Raw genomic sequence first — 18411 nt, forward strand, 5'->3', positions numbered from 1 at the left:
ATTAGTGTTTACTTTTTAAATGTCTAAAATTATTGCGGTTTAGAGACCTTTCAGATTTTAAAAACTGAAGGGTCTATGCATTTCTTAAAAAAACTTTTGTTATTAACAATTCACAAAAGCTTGCAAACAAGTTTGAGCCCAGATTGAAGCATTTGTTTGAGCTCTTTTTTCTTTTTCAGAAAAAAAGCGAGTGCGAAAAGCTGGAAATAGCTCCAAAAAAAAAATAACTTTTATAATTTAAAATCTGCGATTTTACAACTTTACGAGAAAAACCTCTTTTTAACAAAACATTTTTTAGCAACCATTTTTAGTTTTGTAAATTTAGCACTCAAAATAAACCAACCTTACCATGAAAAAATACCTTATTCTTTCTATTTTTAGTTTTTTATTATTTACCAATTGCGATAAAGCTAAAAAAGAAGAAATACCGAAAAAAAACACGTATGTCGCAGATAATTACACGAAAAAAGAGGTAAACATAGAAATGCGTGATGGAACAAAATTGCACACTACCATTTATTCTCCAAAAGATACTTCTAAAAAATACCCAATTTTAATGCAAAGAACGCCTTATAGTTCTAGGCCTTATGGAGAGGGAAAAATGAAAACCAAAATTGGCCCAAATGTTCATTTAATGAAAGAGGGAAACATTATAGTATATCAAGATGTACGTGGACGTTGGATGAGCGAAGGTGTTTATGATAATATGCGTGCGTACATTCCTAACAAAAAAGAAAACGAATCTGACGAAGTTTCAGATACTTACGACACGATTGATTGGTTAGTAAAAAACGTAGAAAACAACAATGGAAATGTGGGAACTTGGGGAATTTCGTATCCTGGACATTATGCCACAGTTTCTACCATAGATGCGCATCCTGCATTAAAAGCGGCTTCTCCACAAGCATGTATTGGCGATTTTTTCTTTGACGACTTTCATCACAATGGTGCTTTTTTATTGAGTTATTTTAGAGCCATTTCTCTTTTTGGAACGTATAAAGACACCCCAACAGATTCTGCTTGGTATTCTTTTCCGAAAATGGATTCGCAGGATCAATATCAGTTTTTTTTAGATAAAGGTCCTTTAAAAAACTTAAACGAATATTTTCAGTATGATAAAATAGATGCAAAAACGGCTAAAAATAAAGATAAGATTGATGATTTTTTCTGGAAAGAAATTATAGAACACCCAAATTACGATTCTGTTTGGCAGCGTAAAGGAATTATTCAGCACATGGATAAAGTACCTGCTACAGTAGCAACCATGATTGTTGGTGGTTGGTTCGATGCTGAAGATTTATATGGTCCTTTAGAAACCTATAAAGGAATCGAAAAATATGGAAAAGACAATTATAACACGCTTGTTTTTGGGCCTTGGGATCATGGAAAATGGGCAAGTTCTGGTGTAAAAAATTCTGTGGGTAATTATTATTTTGGAGATTCTATTTCTATCAATTTTCAGAAAAATATTGAAACAAAATTTTTTAATCATTTTCTAAAAGGAAATGGCGATAAAAATTCTGGTTTGCCAGAAGCGTATGTATATGATTCTGGAAAAAAAGAATGGAAATCTTACGATGCTTGGCCTCCAAAAAATGTGGTAAAGGAAGATTGGGTTTTGTCTGAAAATCAAAAATTAATATACAGAAACCCAAATATTAAATCGAAAACAAAACCAAGTAAAATTAATTTTATTAGCGATATTAAACGTCCTGTACCCTATTCCGAAGACATAAAAACAGTTTTTACACCCAGAAAATACATGACAGACGACCAACGTTTCGCTGCAAGAAGACCCGATGTTTTGGTTTTTGAAACGGATGTTTTAAAAGAAGATTATACATTAGCTGGAGATATTTTAGCAAAATTAAAAGTAGCAACCACAGGAACTGCAGCAGATTGGATCGTTAAAGTAATTGATGTACACCCTAATGATACTAAAGAAAACAACGATAAGTTACAAGATCATTTAAAAATGAGCAATTATCATTTAATGGTTAGAAGTGAAGTTTTACGTGGTAGATTTAGAAATAGTTTCGAAAAACCAGAACCATTTATTCCGAATAAAAAAACAGCTGTAAATATAAAGTTACAAGATGTTTTTCATACGTTTAAAAAAGGTCATAAATTACAGGTTCAAGTACAAAGTACTTGGTTTCCTTTAATTGATTTGAATCCGCAAACGTATGTAGATAATATTTATAAAGCAGACGAAAAAGATTTTAAAACGCAAACACACACCGTTTTTACAGATTCTTCTATTGAATTTTCTGTACTAAAATAATTATCAAACATTAAAAAATGAAAAAAACAATTTTAATTTTATTATTTGCTTTTATCGCGCAAATACACGCACAAGAAAAAATAGTACCCGTATTTAAAGATGGAGAAGCACAGGTTGTAGAAGGTTTTAAAGATTCTAGTAAGTGGATTCGCCACGATTTATGGGTAGAAACCACTTTCGATTCTGATGGAGATGGAAAACTAGACAGAATGCATGTAGATGTAACTAGACCTGCACAAACAGAAACAGAAGGTTTAAAATTACCTGTGGTTTATGAATCAAGCCCATATTATGCAGGAGTAGCCAGTGGTGGAAAAGAATTATTTTGGAATGTAAAACACGAGTTGGGTGAAAAAGTTCCAAATCCTGTGCATCCAAATGTAATAAGAAGAGGAAAAAGACCTATTATTTCGAATTCTCAAATTAGAACCTGGGTGCCAAGAGGTTATATTGTGATACATTCTTCTTCGCCAGGAACTGGATTGTCTGACGGTGCTCCAACAGTTGGTGGAGACAACGAATCTTTAGCACCAAAAGCAGTAATCGATTGGTTAAATGGACGTGCAAAAGGCTACACTAAAAGAGAAGGAAATAAAGAAGTTAAAGCTTATTGGACTACAGGAAAAGTAGGAATGACAGGAACTTCTTACAATGGAACCATTCCTTTAGCAGCTGCTACAACAGGTGTTAAAGGTTTGGAAGCAATAATTCCTGTTGCACCTAATACGTCTTATTATCATTATTATCGTTCGAATGGCTTGGTACGTTCTCCTGGTGGATATTTAGGAGAAGATATCGATGTTTTATACGATTTTATTCATAGTGGAAAAGAAGAAAACAGAGCCAGAAACAACAAAATTATTAGAGATACAGAAATGGCGAATGGAATGGACAGAATTACTGGAGATTACAACGATTTTTGGGCAGGAAGAGATTATATAAATGATATGAAACCAATGAAAGCTGCCTTGTTAATGTCTCATGGCTTTAACGATTGGAATGTGATGCCAGAACACAGTTATAGAATTTATAAAAAAGCATCGGAAATGGGTTTACCAACTCAAATTTATTATCACCAAAATGGACATGGAGGACCACCTCCAATGAAAATAATGAACCGTTGGTTTACACATTATTTATTTGGTGTAGATAATGGTGTGGAAAATGATGCAAAAGCTTGGATTGTAAGAGAAAATGATAAACAAAACGAACCAACTGCTTACCCTGAATACCCAAACCCAAAAGCAAAAAATGTTACTTTTTATTTAAGTGGTGCAGCACCAGGTGTTGGAAGCTTACACCTTACTAAATCTGCTTCCAAAGGAAAAGAAACCTTGGTAGATAATTATTCTTTTTCTGCAGAATCTTTAGCGAAAGCAGATTATACAAACCATCGTTTATTATATGTAACACCAATTTTAAAAAAAGATGTTCATATCTCTGGATTGCCAAAAATCACCATTAAAGCAGCCAGTTCTAAAGCCGCTGTTAACTTATCTGTATATTTAGTTTCTTTACCTTGGAATTCTAGTAGAAGAACAAAGATTACAGACAATATAATAACACGTAGTTGGGCAGATTTACAGAATTATAAATCATTAACCAAAAGTAAGCCTCTTAAAAAAGGAAAATTTTACGAAATGAGTTTCGATTTGCAACCAGACGATCAAATTATTAGAAAAGGACAACAAATTGGTTTGATGATTTTCTCAAGTGATTCTGAATTTACTTTATTACCAAAACCAGGTACAGAATTAACGGTAGATTTAACAGGAACAAAAATTACAATTCCTATTGTTGGCGGAAAAGAAGCTTTTAAAAAAGCTGTTGAATAAAATTCAATATTTTTAATATATGAAATTTACATGTTCAGTTATCATTAATAAACCAAAAGGAAAAGTTGTTGAGATATTTAAAAACCAAGACTTATTAGGTGAATATCAAGAAGGTTTTTTAAGAAAAAAATCTAATTTCTGGGACTGTTGGAGAAGTAAATACTGTTTCTAAAATCTATTATAAAATGGGTAAAGGAGAAATGGAACTCATAGAAACAGTATTAAAAAACGATTTACCAGATTTCTTTTCTGCTTTCTATTTTCATAAACATACAGAAAACACAATGGCATCAATTTTTACTGTTATTGATGATAACACAACAGAATATAGTGCAGAAATTAACTATACTGCATTTAAAGGTTTTATGGTAAAAGTGATGAAGTCTTTATTCCCAGATATGTTTAAAAAACAGGTTCAGAAATGGTTAGATAACTTTAAAGTATTTGTTAAAAAAAAGAATTAAATTCTAAAAATTAAAACTACAAACTAATTAAATTCGTAAATAAAATAGAAACTACTAATCAATAAAACTAATTTGTTAAAATCAGAAGAAAAACTAATTTACGGAATTCAACAAATAGGAATTGGTGTAAAAAATGCGGACGAAGCTTTTAAATGGTATGCCACGAGATTGGGTGCAGATGCACTTATTTTTGATGATAATAACGAAGCTACATATATGGCAAAATATATGGGTGGAAAACCAAGAAACAAAAGAGCTTTATTGGGTTTAAATATGCAAGGTGGAGGTGGTTACGAAATTTGGCAATATTTAGATAGAGAACCTGTTGCACCCAAAAAAAAATTTCAACTTGGCGATTTAGGAATTAATTTTCCGTGTATTAAAACAAGAAATATTTCTGCTACTTTTAATCGATTAAAAACATTAAACGAAAATATTCTTTCAGAAATTTGTACAGAAATAAATGGTTCTAAAAGTTTTTATGTGCAAGATCCTTACGAAAATATTTTAAAAATTAAAGAATTTAATTCTTGGTATGCAAACAACAAATTAGATGTTGGCGGAATTTCTGGTGCTGTAATTGGCGTTTCTAATATTGCAAATGCATTGCCTTTGTATTCGAGCATTTTAGGTTACGACAAAGTTGTGTACGATAAAACTGGAGTTTTTAAAGATTTAGCTTCTTTTAAGAATGGAAATAAAAAATTTAGACGCATATTATTAACACATTCTAAAAAAAGAGTGGGTGGTTTTTGTGAACTTTTTGGAGATAGTGAAATTGAATTAATTGAAGCAATTGACACCAAACCAAATACCATTTTCGAAGATAGATATTGGGGAGATTTAGGCTATATTCATTTGTGTTTCGATATTAGAAATATGAAAAAACTATCCGAAGAATGTAAAGAAATGGGCTTTCCTTTTCAAGTAATTAGCTCGGAGTCTTTTGATATGGGAGATGCAAATGGACATTGGGGGTATATTGAAGATTGTGATGGAACTTTAATAGAATTTATAGAAACACACAAAGTTCCATTGATTAAAAAATTGGGAATAAACATAAACTTAAAAAATAGAGCCCCTAAAAAACCATTGCCAAATTGGATGATAAAAGCAATGAGTTTAAAACGTGTAAAGAAATTCAACTAAAAAAATGACTTCAACAGAAATTGCTTTATTATTGAATAACGATTTAGAAAAAATTACCAGAATTGGAGAAATTATTGGCAAGAAAATACCTGAAAAAGATCATTTCGAAAATTTAAACAAATTCGAAAAAAACTTTATTTATATCGATATTTTAGAGCAAAATGTTACTGAAGGTGGTTTTATTCAGTTCTTTTTTAATTCTTCTGGACAATTTACACACGAAATTTTTCAAGCGTATTTGGCAATCAAAGCAGAGAAAACTGTAAATATTCTTACAAAAGCTATTTTCTTATTTCCTGAAATTCCTGTTCCAAAAAATTTAAAAGTTCGTCAAACGCTTTTAATACAAAAAGAATCTAATATGGATTTGTGGGACGAATTAGACCTTCAATTCGAAAAATATGAAGATAACATCATTCAACTTACAATCGATTATGTTCGTGAAAACCTTGCTCATTTCGATTGAATTTCTTTTTCTTTCTTTAATATTTTTATCAAAAACCATAAAATAAAAACACCTACTAAAGCAAAAATTGTAAGCACATTTAAAGTTGTTTCAAACCCAAATTTATCTACCATTTGCATTCCTGAGTTATGACTAAAAATGTGCGATAATGAAAACGCAATTGCATACAAAGCCATGTATTCTCCTTGATTTCCTTTCTTAGCTCTTTCCACAGCAAAGGCGTTTGAAAAAGGAAAAGCTATCATTTCTCCTATTGTCATAAATAACATACCAAAAACTATAATCCAAATCCAAGAAGTTGCATTTAAAAGAAAAAAGCTAATAGCCACTAAAAATAAACCAATTGCTACCAATTTAATTTTCGAGTTGTTAAGATTTTCTAACCACTTAATTAAGGGCATTTCAAAAACAAAGATGAAAAACCCATTGAAAGCCATTAACAAACCAATGTCTAATTCAGACATCATTCTTACGTCTTTATAATATAAAGGCATGGTAGAAAAATATTGTAAAAAGGTAAAACCAAAAATAAACATCGCAATAAAAAATACCCAAAAAGCTTTGTCTTTATATGCTGAAACTGGGTTTTCTACTTTTACTACATCTAAAATCTTTGCTTTTTTAGGATGTAAAACATTTAATAATAAAGTTCCTGCTAATGCACAGGTAATTCCATCTACCCAAAATAAACCTTTATAACCAATACTTACAATAATAATTCCTCCAATTGCAGGTCCAACAGAAAAACCTAAATTAATTGCCAAACGAATTAAAGTTACAGAACGTGTTTTGTTTTCTGGCTTACTATATGCGTTTAAAGCCACAAACATTGCAGGTCTAAAAGCATCTGCTACCAACATTACTACAAAAATACCAAGGCAAAACTCATTAAAAGCAGTTGCATATTGTAGTAAAACAAAGAAAATTGACGTAAGAAATAAACTAAAAAACATTACTTTATAATACCCTATTTTGTCTGTTAACTTTCCTCCTAACCAAGTTCCTACCAGAGATCCTATTCCAAAAAAAGACATAATCCAGCCAATATCTGGTTTTGAAAAATGAAGATCTTCGTCTAAATAAATAGTTAAAAAAGGAATTACCATAGTTCCTGCTCTATTGATTAGAGTTATTAGAGAAAGCCACCAAACTTCAATAGAGAGCCCCCTAAAAGTGTTAATGTAGTTTTTAAGTAAGGTATTCATAGTTGGTTGATTTTTAATACTGAATCGAAATTCAGAATTGTGTAAAAATAAAAAGTCCGACTTTAAAGTCGGACTTTTTATAACTGTTAGATTTTATATAGATATCGTCAAAACATATAAACAGACCGAACTTCTCGTAACAAATACGATTGCTTGGTAATATATGTAATAACATTTCTCATTTTTTTAACTTCTTATTTTCGTTTCAAATCTACATAAAATAATTGAAAGTTGTATTTTTGATATTCAAAACATATAATATGAGATTTTTATTGGTATTTTTTCCTAATTACTTTTGCTTCTTATAAAACTCAAAAAATATACCTACAACATAAAAACAATAACTAATAGCTCATTAAAATGCAAAAATATATCATTCTTTTTTCTATATTTTTTATAATTTCTTGTAATTCACAAGGAAAAAGACCTATTCCTGGAGAAACTGAATATCAAAAAGAAGAAAATATTCGTTTTAAAGACGCTTCCATTTCACCTTTAAAAAAGAAAGATTTAAAGAAGTTTAAAGGCTTAGATTTTTTTCCTGTAGATACTACTTTTATTGTTACTGCGAAATTGACTCGTACAGAAAATGCTCCAATTTTTGAAATGGCAACAACCACAGATAGAAAACCTTTGTACAAAGAATTTGGTAAACTAAATTTCACTTTAAAAGGTAAAAATTTGGAGTTAACGATTTACCAAAGTCAAGATGATACGCGTGACGAAAAATATAAAAATTACTTATTTTTACCTTTTACAGACAATACTTCTGGCGACGAATCTTATGGTGGTGGACGTTACATGGATGTAATGACCACAGATATTTCTAAAAAAAATACGGTTGTATTAAACTTCAACAATACCTACAATCCTTATTGTGCTTATAACGATAAATATTCTTGCCCATTAACGCCAAGAAAAAATCATTTAGATATAGAAATAAAAGCTGGTATTAAAGTTTTTAAGAAGCATTAATTTTTGGAGCTATTTCCTTCTTAGAATTTATCTTGAATGAAGTCGAAAGGCTATATCTTTTTTACTTCTCTTCTCGATATCATTTTTCTTCTTTTGTCAGAAAAATCACTCGAACTGACAGTAAAAAAAGGTGTCGTTTCAATCAAGAATCATATTTTGTCTGGTGGCTTTTTTATTTTTCCTAAGGTTAAATAAATTCTAGATATCATCTCTACTTTATGGAGAAATCTCAAAGGACGTTAGATAAAAAATTTCTCAACTTTGTTGTATTGCGTTCGAACGACAAGCAATTAAAAGACCATATTTAATTTTGATAAATTTCGTTTAGTAATTGAATTCTATATATTATGGATTTATAGAAATATCTCCTGCTAAATCCAACTCAATGGCCTTTTCTAAATTTTCTAAATGTTGTTTTCTAACCTTTAATTTAGTTTCGGCATGTGCTTTCTTGTTTAATTTAGAAAACATGCCTGCAACTTTAATTGCAGTTGGCAATAAATGACTTTCAGGAACCACTAAATCTAAAAAACCAGCGTCAATTGCTTGTTTTGGGTTGTAAATCTCTGCATTGTTTACACTTCTGTTTAAATACACTTCAGACAAACGAGCTTTTGCAATAGCAATTCCTGCATTGTGCATGGTCATACCAATCATCACTTCATTTAAACCAATTTTAAAATCGCCTTCTACTCCAATTCTATAATCCGAAGAAAGTAGTAAAAATGCTCCTTTTGCAATCGCATGACCAGAACAAGCCACAATTATAGGTTGTGGAAAAGACAACATTTTTAATGACAATTTAGAACCTTTTGTTACCAATTCTTTGGCAGATTCAGGTGACTTTGTCATCACTTTTAAATCGAAACCTGCAGAAAATATTCCATTTTGTCCAGTAAGAATTACTACTTTATTTTCTTTTACAGCTTTGTCTAAGCTTTCGTTTAAACCATCTACTACCTCATGGGAAATTGCATTTGCTTTTCCGTTTTTGATGGTTATTATTGCATAATTTTCTTCTGATTTATAAATTACAAGATCGTTGTTCATAAGTAAGATTGTTTGTTATTGTTCTCGACTGCGCTCGAACTTATATGGGTTAAATTAAATAAACTTCACCAAATACATACCTGCAAAAACAGCTAAAAAACCGATGATAAAACTGGCAATGGTATACAATGCAAAACTGGTAAAATCTCCTGATTTTAAAAACACGTGATTTTCGTAGGCAAATGTAGAAAACGTTGTAAATCCACCACAAAAACCAGTTGCCAATAACAAGGTTGTATTTAGGCTTAATGTTTCGTTTTTACTAGCATATCCCAAAACAAGACCAATTAATAAACTTCCTAAAATGTTGGCAACAAAAGTTCCATAAGGAATTCCTGTTTCAGAACTATTTAAGAATTTACCTATTAAATAACGTAAAACACTTCCAAAACCTCCACCAATAAAAACGAGTACTAATTGTTTCATTTCAATTCTAATTCATCTACATCTACCCAATTTTTCTTTTGAGTAATGGTTCCTTTATTTAAAATTATAACTCCTGGATTTGCACGAATCATTGTTTTTATGGTTGTTTCATCACAAAACAAAAACTCGAAAGGCAAATTATATTCTTTTTGCGCTAACAATAAATCGTCTGTAAAAGAAGCAGATGCTCCATAAACTGTATATCCTTTTGCGATTGCTTTTTCTGCAATTTCTTTAATTGCAGGAAACCCTTTTTTATCTGCTTTGTCTAAATTATAAACAGCGATTAACATTACTTTTTCTTTCTCCAATAAAACAGGCAATAAATCTTGTTGTGTGTCTTCTAACATAAAATCGTGTACAGGAGGTATACTTCCATCTTCTGGATATTTCATTCCTTCTTTTAAATTTTTTCCAACAGCATAGGCTCTAAAATCGATAATTGGTAAATGCGTTAATACATGTTGTACGATAAATAAGAAAACTCCTAAGGATAAAAATGTAATTATTTTTGGAATTTTACCTTTAAAAATTGGTTTGATGTATTCTATTTTAATCAATAATAAAAGAATTAAAACGATTAAAATTACGTTCTTGTAAAAGGTTTCCCAAGGTGTTAGTTTTATGGCATCTCCAAAACAGCCACAATCTGTTACTTTATTATAAAAGGCAGAATACCATGTTAAAAACAAGAATATTCCTGTAAGCATTAACAAACTCCACACTGTAAATTTTGGTTTGTAGCCAATTAAAACCATAACTCCTAAAAGAATTTCTGCAACAATTAGCAACACTGCAAAAGGCAATGCATAAGGCACTAAAAATTCCATATTTAAAACACTGGCAGAAAAGTATTCTTGAAATTTATATTGAGAACCTATTGGATCTACCAATTTTACAAAGCCCGAAAATATAAATAAGGCACCTACTATTATTCTTGAGATTTGGACTAATATTTTCATAATTGTTATTTTAATAAACTTTGGAGATATAAATTGTGCACACAATGCGTTCAAAATTGTCTACTCAATGCGTAGAAAATTTCAATTTTATCTGTTAAACTTTTACGCTTCATCTTTTCTAACTTTTAAATAAAATACTTTACCCCAAATGAATCATCGCAAAAACTGCGTAATTAATCATGTCTTGATAATTCGCATCAATTCCTTCAGAAACCAATGTTTTCCCTCTATTATCTTCAATTTGTTTTACGCGTAATAATTTCTGTAAAATTAAATCGGTTAAACTCGAAACACGCATTTCACGCCAAGCTTCACCATAATCGTGGTTTTTGTTCAACATTAAATCCTTAGTAATTTTACTGTGTTTATCGTATAAAACTGTTGCTTCTTCTGTGTTTAAATCTGGGTTTTCCACCACACCATTTTCTAACTGAATCAATGCCATTATGGAATAGTTTATAATTCCAATAAATTCCGATTTTTCTCCTTCATCCACTTTTCTTACCTCATTTTCTTGCAATTGACGAATTCTTTGTGCCTTTATAAAAATCTGATCGGTTAAAGATGGTAATCGTAAAATTCTCCATGCAGAACCATAATCGCTCATTTTTTTGATGAATAAACTTCTACATTCATCTATTACAGCATCGTATTGTTTTGAAGTATCTTGCATTTTCTCTTGTTAAAAAGTATTTGCCCAAAAATACTAAATCCTATATGCTTTTCATTTATTTTTACAAAAGAATTTTAAAATCATACAATTGAATAAAATTGTCGTTTTTTGTGGCTCGAGTTTAGGTTTCAATCCTATTTATAAAGAAAGTGCGATTGAACTGGGAAATTATTTTGCCGACCATAAAATAGGTTTGGTTTTTGGCGGAGGAAAAGTAGGAATGATGGGTGTTTTAGCAGACACAATTTTAGAAAAAAACGGAGAAGTAATCGGCGTAATTCCTAATTTGTTACACAAAGAGGAAGTGATTCATATAGGTGTAAAAAATAGGATTGTTTGCAAAACCATGAGCGAACGCAAAGTAATTATGAGCAAATTAGTCGATGGTTACATTACACTTCCTGGAGGTTTTGGAACGTTAGACGAACTTTTCGAAGCCTTAACTTTAAGTCAATTACAAATTGAACAAAAACCAGTTGGTTTGCTAAATATAAACGGATTTTTTGATGCTATTTTATTGCAATTAGACAAAATGGTAGAAGAAGGCTATTTAAAACAAGCCAATAGAAATATGCTTTTAGTTGGCACTTCTGTAAGTGAATTACTACAAAAAATGATTAATTACAAAGCACCAGAAATAACACATATAATTAACAAAGTTGTAAATTAATGACCATAAATTGCAAGGGAAATTTAGTGGATGTATCATCACCAAAAGTAATGGGAATTTTAAATATTACCCCAGATTCTTTTTTCGATGGTGGAAAATATAAAAACGAAGCAGATATTCTAAATCAGACTGAAAAAATGCTTTTGGAAGGTGCTACTTTTATTGATATTGGTGCCTATTCTTCTAGACCTGGCGCTACTCATATTTCTGAAACACAAGAGTTGCAAAGGATTTTACCTATTATTAATTTATTGATAAAAAAAATCCCTGAAATTATTATTTCTGTCGATACTTTTAGAAGTAAAATTGCCAAAGAAAGTGTAGAAAATGGGGTGGCAATTATAAACGATATTTCTGGCGGAAAAATGGATGCAAATATGTTTAAAACTGTTGCGAAATTGCAAGTTCCATATATTTTAATGCATATGTTGGGCACTCCACAAAACATGCAAAAAAATCCCGTTTATAAAGATGTAACCCAAGAAATTATTTCTTTTTTTGCAGAGCAAATCTATAAATTACATCAATTAAAACTAAACGATATTATAATTGATGTTGGTTTTGGTTTCGGAAAAACAGTTGCTCATAATTTTGAAATTTTGAAGAATTTAGACCTTTTTAAAAGTTTAAATGCACCAATTTTAGCAGGAATTTCACGTAAATCGATGTTGTATAAAACATTGGATATATCTGCACAAGAAGCTTTAAATGCCACTACTTCTGCAAATACAATTGCGCTTTTAAATGGCGCTAATATTTTACGTGTGCACGATGTAAAAGAAGCTGTTGAGGCTGTTAAAATTGTGAATCAGATTTCACCTTGAGCTTGACGAAAGGTTAGTAACTTCTGCAAATTTCTCTTTTTTTTTTAAATCAATTTATAGTTTTGAAGACCCTTCATGTTTTAAAAACCTGAAGGGTCTGTAAATTACATTTTTTTTCTGGCATCAATTTTGTTAAATAAATGTTAACGCCAAAAATCTACCAACTTAAACTTTAATAATAAATAACTTCTCGACTGCGCTCGAAGGGACATTTAAAATCTAAATTATTAACTTTTAAAAACAATCATTATGAGTAGAAAACAATCTCCAGAAATTAACGCTGGTTCCATGGCAGACATCGCATTTTTATTATTAATTTTTTTCTTGGTTACCACAACCATGAATGTAGATGCAGGAATTGCAAGAAAAATTCCTCCAAAAGAAGAAATTCCGTCAGACATTCTTGTAAACGAAAGAAATATTTTAGAGGTAAACATTAACAAAAACAACGAAATTTTTGCAGATGGGAGAACAATTCCATTGAGTGAATTGAAACAAATTGCCATCGATTTTATAGACAATGGTGGTGGACTGGACATCAACAAAAAAAGTTGCGATTGGTGTGAAGGCGCTAAGTTAAAAACCTCTTCAGATCATCCAACAAAAGCAATTATTTCGATAAAAACAGACAGAATAACAAATTACGAAACCTACATTGCTACTTTAGATATTTTAAATTCTGCGTATTTGCATTTAAGAAATAAATTATCTGTAAAACTATTTGATCGTAATTACGAGAGCTTATTAGAAGATTTTAAGAAAACGAATTATAGCAATAAAAATCTTAAAGATAAAATAAAACTGATTCGTGAAAAATATCCTTTATTATTATCTGATGCAGAAATAAATAATTGATTCTCTTATCAACAAATTTATTAGTATTTTAGCCTAAAATCTGTTTATTTTTTATGTTCGATTTTATTGAGTTTTCTTTATTAGATGTATTAGATATTTTGTTGGTAGCAACGCTACTTTATTATATTTACAAACTTTTAAAAGGAACTGTCGCCATTAATATTGTTATAGGAATTGCGTTTATTTTTTTAATCTGGAAAATTACACAAGCTCTAAAAATGGAGATGCTAAGTGGTATTTTAGGCTATTTACTTTCTGGTGGGGTTATTGCTTTAATCATTGTTTTTCAGCAAGAAATACGAAAATTTTTATTAATGATTGGTACCACAAATTTTACCAATAAACGGAGTTTTTTAAAACAATTAAAATTCTTACAAACAGAAATTAGTTCCGAAATAGATACAGACGTAATTTTAGAAGCTTGTAAAAAAATGTCGAAAACAAAAACAGGTGCTTTAATTGTTATTGAAAGAACAAATGCTTTAGATTTTTTAATAAATACTGGCGATACTATGAATGCTCTAGTTAATGAAGCCATCTTACAAAGTGTTTTTTATAAAAATAGTCCTTTACACGATGGTGCTTTAATTATTAGAGACAATTATATTGTGGCAACCAGAGTTATTTTACCAATTTCTGACAGCACCAAGATTCCTGCAAGGTTTGGTTTAAGACATAGAGCAGCAATTGGCGTTTCAGAAAAAACAGATGCAGTTTGTGTGTTAGTTTCTGAAGAAACAGGAGAAATTTCTTATATAAAAGATGGCGAATTTGTGCTTTATAAAGATTTTGAAGAGTTAAATGATAAAATGAAAAAAGACTTTATGTAGCCATTTTAAAAATAAAGTTACTCTTTTAAAACTTTGAACACCTATTCTTATTATAAAAAAAATATTCTCTCTATTTATTCCAGTTTCATCAACAATTTTTAGGCGCTTTCATAAAACAACGAATCCCTTGTTTTTACGAGGGATTTGTTGTATTTTGTAGCTATAATAAACCCCGAAAATGGCCAATATAGGCAAAAAACGGGGTTTTAATTTCGACAATTATGAAAGTACGAAGAATTTCTGAAATGCAACACCGCATTTCAATTTTTTCCCCTCAGCGAGAATTATGATGCTCATTATGCGCGATTTTTAGAGGGAGATTTAGGTAAAATCTACTCTGCAATTCCTTGGAATGATTTAGTTAGCTCTTTTGGTATTTCTGAACAATCAAAAGGGAGAAACTATCTTTTTAGTCCTAAAGGAAGACTAGGTTTAATGTTTTTAAAACATTATGCTAATTGTTCAGATAGAAAATTGATTGAGCAACTAAACTCGAATTTAGACTATCAATTTTTCTGTGATATAGAACTAGGTTTTGAACGCTTAACAAACTATAAAATAGTGAGCCAAATACGTTGTGAATTAGCAGAGAAACTCGATATTAATTCCATAGAAAAAATTCTATTCAACTCTTGGAAAAACGAAATTGAAAACCCCAATCAAATTGTAATGGATGCTACTTGTTATGAAAGTGAAGTTCGTTACCCTAGCATCCAAAAATTACTTTGGGAGTCGGTTCATTGGTTGTACAATCAATTACGTAAAACCTGCTCTATATTAGGGGTTAAAATGATTAGAAGTAAATATATCAAGTGGAAAAAACGTTATCAAGGATTTAGTAAAATGCGAAGAAAAACCAAGTCGAAACGTATTTCATTAACCCGAGGTTTACTCAATCTGTTAAGTAAATTTATCAACTTTGAAAAAGAGTTGTCAGAAAATCACAATATTGAGTTTATAGCTTTGTATTATAAGCGAATAAATACAATTCAAAGGATTTACAAACAACAAAAAGATCATTTTGATACAGGAGAAAAAATCAAAGATAGAATTGTAAGCATTCAAAAGGATTATATTCGTCCTATTGTTCGAGGAAAGGAAGTAAAACCTGTTGAATTTGGAGCAAAAGTTAACAAAGTTCAAATTGATGGAATTAGCTTTATCGAACATATTAACTTTAATGCATTTCATGAAGGAAATCGTTTTATTCAAACAGTCCAAAAAGCACAAGGATTAACTCGAAAAAAAGTAAAAATAGCTGGAGCAGATAAAATTTATGCCACCAATAAAAATAGAAAACACTGTAGTTCTAAGAACATAGAAACAGACTTTATCCCCAAGGGAAAAAAGCCGAAAAATCATAAAGAAAAAAAGCAACTTAGAGCTATTATCGCAAAAGAAAGAGCTACAAGATTAGAAGGTTCTTTTGGAAAGGATAAAGAATATTATCACTTACGAAAAATAAAAGCCAAAACTAAAAAGAATGAAATTCTATGGATATTCTTTGGAATACACACAGGGAATGCTCTTGAAATTGGCCGAAGAAAAATAGCTAAAACAGCACAACAAGTAGTCTAAATTTGAAGCATTGAATATAGTTTTATGGGAGAGGTATGTCTTGTTGGGAAGTTTTTAAGAAACTGAACACTTAAAACAGCTTTAAAACAAAAATTGAGGGTAGAATTTAAATAATTCTGCCCGCAATTTTAGCTGCATTTTTAAAAATAACCTATTTTCTGAATGTGCCTTTTTAGTCAAACAAATACGGAAATTTATGTTTTTAATATTGAAAAATTCAATTGATGAAAAATCGTCTTATCATTGCAGGTTCTGGCTCTATATTTTCTTTAGTAATAATTTGATAAATTAGAATTGTTAAACAAAATATTTGATGAAATAAAAATACCTAAAGCTGTTTGGGAAGATAAATTATTAAATTTTTTGCTTGAAAAACATCAAGAAAAAAATAAGCTAAGAATTTCTTCTACTCAAACTCCTCCTTAGAATTCTCGGAATACGTTCTCCATTTTTCTAAACAATCTAACATATCTTTAGGAACGTCAGAATTAAATTGCATAAATTCTCCCGTTTTTGGATGCGTAAACCCTAACGTTTTTGCATGTAAAGCTTGTCTTGGCAATACTTTAAAACAATTATGTACAAACTGCTTGTATTTTGTAAATGTTGTTCCTTTTAAAATTGCATTTCCTCCATAACGTTCGTCATTAAAAAGTGTATGACCAATATGTTTAAAATGCGCTCTAATTTGATGTGTTCTTCCAGTTTCCAATTTACATTGCACCAAAGTAACGTAGGTTAATCTTTCTAATACTTTAAAGTGCGTAACTGCATGTTTTCCAAAATCGCCATTTGGAAAAACATCCATTTGCAAACGATTTTTTAAACTTCTACCAATATTTCCTTCAATACTGCCTTCATCTTCCTCTATATTTCCCCAAACTAAAGCATAATACAAACGCTCTGTGGTTCTGTCGAAAAATTGTTTCGACAAATGCGCCATTGCAAACTCTGTTTTTGCGACGACTAATAAACCACTAGTATCTTTATCAATCCTGTGCACTAAACCTGGGCGTTCATTAGAATTTGTAGGTAAATTTTCTATATGATAAATCAAACCATTTACCAAAGTTCCAGAGTAGTTTCCATGACCTGGATGCACCACCATTCCTGCTGGTTTATTTACAACAATTACAGTATCGTCTTCATAAATAATATCTAAAGGAATATCTTCTGCAACCAACAAGTTTTCTGCTGGTGGGTATGCCAAAACAACTCTAACAACATCTTTTGGTTTTACTTTATGGTTCGATTTTACAGCAACATCATTCACTAAAACGTTCCCAGCTTTTGCAGCTTGTTGTACCTTATTTCTGGTGGCGTTTTCGATAAAGTTCATTAAAAATTTATCTACTCGTAAAGGTTCTTGCCCTTCACTAGCAACAAAATTATAATGCTCGTACAACTCTTCTTTCTCTAAATCTTGATTCTGTTCTTCCTGCACAATATTTCTTCTAACTTATTATTATTAACTCACAACTGAGACTAAAAACTGCCAACTGAACACTGCCAACTTACTTAACGCCCATTTCCATCACCCAAAACCAAATCTACAATAGAATTTAGCGGTAATTTATCGCCTTCATTTAAAATTTTTCCATTGTGTCGCAAACCACGAACCACATCTTTACCAATATCATTTACGTAGGTAAAATTCGTACCAACGTTTAAACCTATGGCTCTCAACTGAGAAGAAGCTTGTCTTTTTGTACGTCCGTTTAAATCTGGAATGGTTACATCTCTATATTTAGAAGGGTTTAGTGTTAGGTATATTTTACGTTTTTCTTTTACAAAATCTCCTGCTTGCGGCGTTTGTTCAATCACCGATTTTTTTGGATAATCGGGGTTGTAACTTGCGCTATCGATTATTTTAAAATCTAAGTTCATTTCTTTTAATTTTCTATCTACTTCTTCCAAAGACATTTTTTGCAAGTCTGGAACCTGTATTTTCTGATCGTGATTTGTAGTAACGCCCAACCAAAATTTTAATATGAAAACAAATAATAATAAACCAACTACAGCAATTACAATTTGAATAAAAAAAGATTTACTTTTTATAAACTGAAAAACACTCATTTTTAGATATTTTTAATCGTACAAATATATAAAAAGTAAACGTTGCTGTTTCTATTTATATTTTGATAAATTTGTTTTATTATTTTTAC

18 protein-coding genes are annotated in these 18411 nt (G+C 30.4%); 11 read left to right on the top strand and 7 right to left on the bottom strand.

Features of this window, described 5'->3' with window-relative positions:
* Window positions 1–349 precede the first annotated feature (349 nt).
* The 5 genes from J3359_RS05815 (at window position 350) to J3359_RS05835 (ending at window position 6198) form a co-directional block, all read left to right on the top strand.
* A complete protein-coding gene (locus J3359_RS05815) occupies window positions 350–2284 on the top strand; it encodes a CocE/NonD family hydrolase (protein ID WP_208079780.1) in 1935 nt (644 codons plus the stop codon).
* A gap of 17 nt (window positions 2285–2301) precedes the next feature.
* A complete protein-coding gene (locus tag J3359_RS05820) occupies window positions 2302–4119 on the top strand; it encodes a Xaa-Pro dipeptidyl-peptidase (RefSeq protein ID WP_208079781.1) in 1818 nt (605 codons plus the stop codon).
* Window positions 4120–4304: 185 nt separating this feature from the next.
* Window positions 4305–4583 carry an SRPBCC family protein gene (locus J3359_RS05825; protein ID WP_208079782.1) on the top strand — a complete coding sequence of 93 codons (279 nt, stop codon included), beginning with the start codon at window positions 4305–4307 and terminating at the stop codon, window positions 4581–4583.
* Between the two features lie 72 nt (window positions 4584–4655).
* Window positions 4656–5732 carry a VOC family protein gene (locus J3359_RS05830; RefSeq protein ID WP_208079783.1) on the top strand — a complete coding sequence of 359 codons (1077 nt, stop codon included), beginning with the start codon at window positions 4656–4658 and terminating at the stop codon, window positions 5730–5732.
* 4 nt (window positions 5733–5736) lie between these two features.
* Entirely contained in the window at window positions 5737–6198 is a 462-nt protein-coding gene (locus J3359_RS05835) for a DMP19 family protein (protein ID WP_208079784.1), read from the top strand.
* Here the strand turns inward: J3359_RS05835 and J3359_RS05840 are convergent.
* Complete coding sequence (locus tag J3359_RS05840) at window positions 6186–7403, bottom strand: MFS transporter (RefSeq protein ID WP_208079785.1); 1218 nt, start codon at window positions 7401–7403, stop codon at window positions 6186–6188. The two genes, J3359_RS05835 and J3359_RS05840, sit on opposite strands and share 13 nt — an antisense overlap.
* Before the next feature lie 360 nt (window positions 7404–7763).
* On the opposite strand from J3359_RS05840, the gene J3359_RS05845 reads away from it, so the two are divergent.
* Entirely contained in the window at window positions 7764–8378 is a 615-nt protein-coding gene (locus J3359_RS05845) for a DUF1684 domain-containing protein (RefSeq protein WP_208079786.1), read from the top strand.
* 345 nt (window positions 8379–8723) lie between these two features.
* Here J3359_RS05845 and J3359_RS05850 read toward each other — a convergent pair whose 3' ends face one another.
* The 4 genes from J3359_RS05850 to J3359_RS05865 form a co-directional block, all read right to left on the bottom strand.
* Window positions 8724–9428, bottom strand: a complete 705-nt coding sequence (locus J3359_RS05850) for a crotonase/enoyl-CoA hydratase family protein (RefSeq protein WP_208079787.1) — start codon at window positions 9426–9428, stop codon at window positions 8724–8726.
* Window positions 9429–9482: 54 nt separating this feature from the next.
* Window positions 9483–9854, bottom strand: a complete 372-nt coding sequence (gene crcB, locus J3359_RS05855) for a fluoride efflux transporter CrcB (RefSeq protein ID WP_208079788.1) — start codon at window positions 9852–9854, stop codon at window positions 9483–9485.
* Window positions 9851–10816: a BT_3928 family protein gene (locus J3359_RS05860; RefSeq protein ID WP_208079789.1), complete on the bottom strand. Its 966-nt coding sequence runs from the start codon at window positions 10814–10816 to the stop codon at window positions 9851–9853. Before J3359_RS05860 ends, crcB begins: the two co-directional genes overlap by 4 nt.
* Window positions 10817–10955: 139 nt before the next feature.
* A complete protein-coding gene (locus tag J3359_RS05865; RefSeq protein ID WP_208079790.1) occupies window positions 10956–11489 on the bottom strand; it encodes a DUF1599 domain-containing protein in 534 nt (177 codons plus the stop codon).
* Window positions 11490–11577: 88 nt separating this feature from the next.
* Between J3359_RS05865 and J3359_RS05870 the strand changes: the two genes are divergently transcribed.
* The 5 genes from J3359_RS05870 (at window position 11578) to J3359_RS05890 (ending at window position 16246) form a co-directional block, all read left to right on the top strand.
* A complete protein-coding gene (locus J3359_RS05870) occupies window positions 11578–12159 on the top strand; it encodes an LOG family protein (protein ID WP_208079791.1) in 582 nt (193 codons plus the stop codon).
* Complete coding sequence (gene folP / locus J3359_RS05875; RefSeq protein WP_208079792.1) at window positions 12159–12983, top strand: dihydropteroate synthase; 825 nt, start codon at window positions 12159–12161, stop codon at window positions 12981–12983. Before J3359_RS05870 ends, folP begins: the two co-directional genes overlap by 1 nt.
* A 249-nt stretch (window positions 12984–13232) precedes the next feature.
* Window positions 13233–13838: an ExbD/TolR family protein gene (locus J3359_RS05880; protein ID WP_208079793.1), complete on the top strand. Its 606-nt coding sequence runs from the start codon at window positions 13233–13235 to the stop codon at window positions 13836–13838.
* A 53-nt stretch (window positions 13839–13891) separates the two neighbouring features.
* Window positions 13892–14668: a diadenylate cyclase CdaA gene (cdaA, locus tag J3359_RS05885; RefSeq protein WP_208079794.1), complete on the top strand. Its 777-nt coding sequence runs from the start codon at window positions 13892–13894 to the stop codon at window positions 14666–14668.
* Between the two features lie 330 nt (window positions 14669–14998).
* Window positions 14999–16246, top strand: coding sequence for a transposase (locus J3359_RS05890; protein ID WP_496559661.1), 1248 nt, complete (start codon window positions 14999–15001; stop codon window positions 16244–16246).
* Window positions 16247–16652: 406 nt separating this feature from the next.
* Here J3359_RS05890 and J3359_RS05895 read toward each other — a convergent pair whose 3' ends face one another.
* On the bottom strand, window positions 16653–17690 hold the full coding sequence (locus tag J3359_RS05895; RefSeq protein WP_208079795.1) for an RluA family pseudouridine synthase: 1038 nt from the start codon (window positions 17688–17690) through the stop codon (window positions 16653–16655).
* 74 nt (window positions 17691–17764) lie between these two features.
* A complete protein-coding gene (locus J3359_RS05900; RefSeq protein ID WP_208079796.1) occupies window positions 17765–18322 on the bottom strand; it encodes a PASTA domain-containing protein in 558 nt (185 codons plus the stop codon).
* Window positions 18323–18411 lie beyond the last annotated feature (89 nt).

This window comes from Polaribacter cellanae, from assembly GCF_017569185.1.
Classification (GTDB): Bacteria; Bacteroidota; Bacteroidia; order Flavobacteriales; family Flavobacteriaceae; genus Polaribacter; species Polaribacter cellanae.

Excerpts from the sequence above, each read along its gene's own strand:
- cdaA (WP_208079794.1), top strand. The coding sequence starts at position 13,892 with ATGTTCGATTTTATTGAGTTTTCTTTATTAGATGTATTAGATATTTTG.
- folP (WP_208079792.1), top strand. The coding sequence starts at position 12,159 with ATGACCATAAATTGCAAGGGAAATTTAGTGGATGTATCATCACCAAAA.
- J3359_RS05880 (WP_208079793.1), top strand. The coding sequence starts at position 13,233 with ATGAGTAGAAAACAATCTCCAGAAATTAACGCTGGTTCCATGGCAGAC.
- J3359_RS05835 (WP_208079784.1), top strand. The coding sequence starts at position 5,737 with ATGACTTCAACAGAAATTGCTTTATTATTGAATAACGATTTAGAAAAA.
- J3359_RS05815 (WP_208079780.1), top strand. The coding sequence starts at position 350 with ATGAAAAAATACCTTATTCTTTCTATTTTTAGTTTTTTATTATTTACC.
- J3359_RS05845 (WP_208079786.1), top strand. The coding sequence starts at position 7,764 with ATGCAAAAATATATCATTCTTTTTTCTATATTTTTTATAATTTCTTGT.
- J3359_RS05840 (WP_208079785.1), bottom strand. The coding sequence starts at position 7,403 with ATGAATACCTTACTTAAAAACTACATTAACACTTTTAGGGGGCTCTCT.
- J3359_RS05860 (WP_208079789.1), bottom strand. The coding sequence starts at position 10,816 with ATGAAAATATTAGTCCAAATCTCAAGAATAATAGTAGGTGCCTTATTT.
- crcB (WP_208079788.1), bottom strand. The coding sequence starts at position 9,854 with ATGAAACAATTAGTACTCGTTTTTATTGGTGGAGGTTTTGGAAGTGTT.
- J3359_RS05820 (WP_208079781.1), top strand. The coding sequence starts at position 2,302 with ATGAAAAAAACAATTTTAATTTTATTATTTGCTTTTATCGCGCAAATA.
- J3359_RS05865 (WP_208079790.1), bottom strand. The coding sequence starts at position 11,489 with ATGCAAGATACTTCAAAACAATACGATGCTGTAATAGATGAATGTAGA.
- J3359_RS05850 (WP_208079787.1), bottom strand. The coding sequence starts at position 9,428 with ATGAACAACGATCTTGTAATTTATAAATCAGAAGAAAATTATGCAATA.
- J3359_RS05900 (WP_208079796.1), bottom strand. The coding sequence starts at position 18,322 with ATGAGTGTTTTTCAGTTTATAAAAAGTAAATCTTTTTTTATTCAAATT.
- J3359_RS05825 (WP_208079782.1), top strand. The coding sequence starts at position 4,305 with ATGGGTAAAGGAGAAATGGAACTCATAGAAACAGTATTAAAAAACGAT.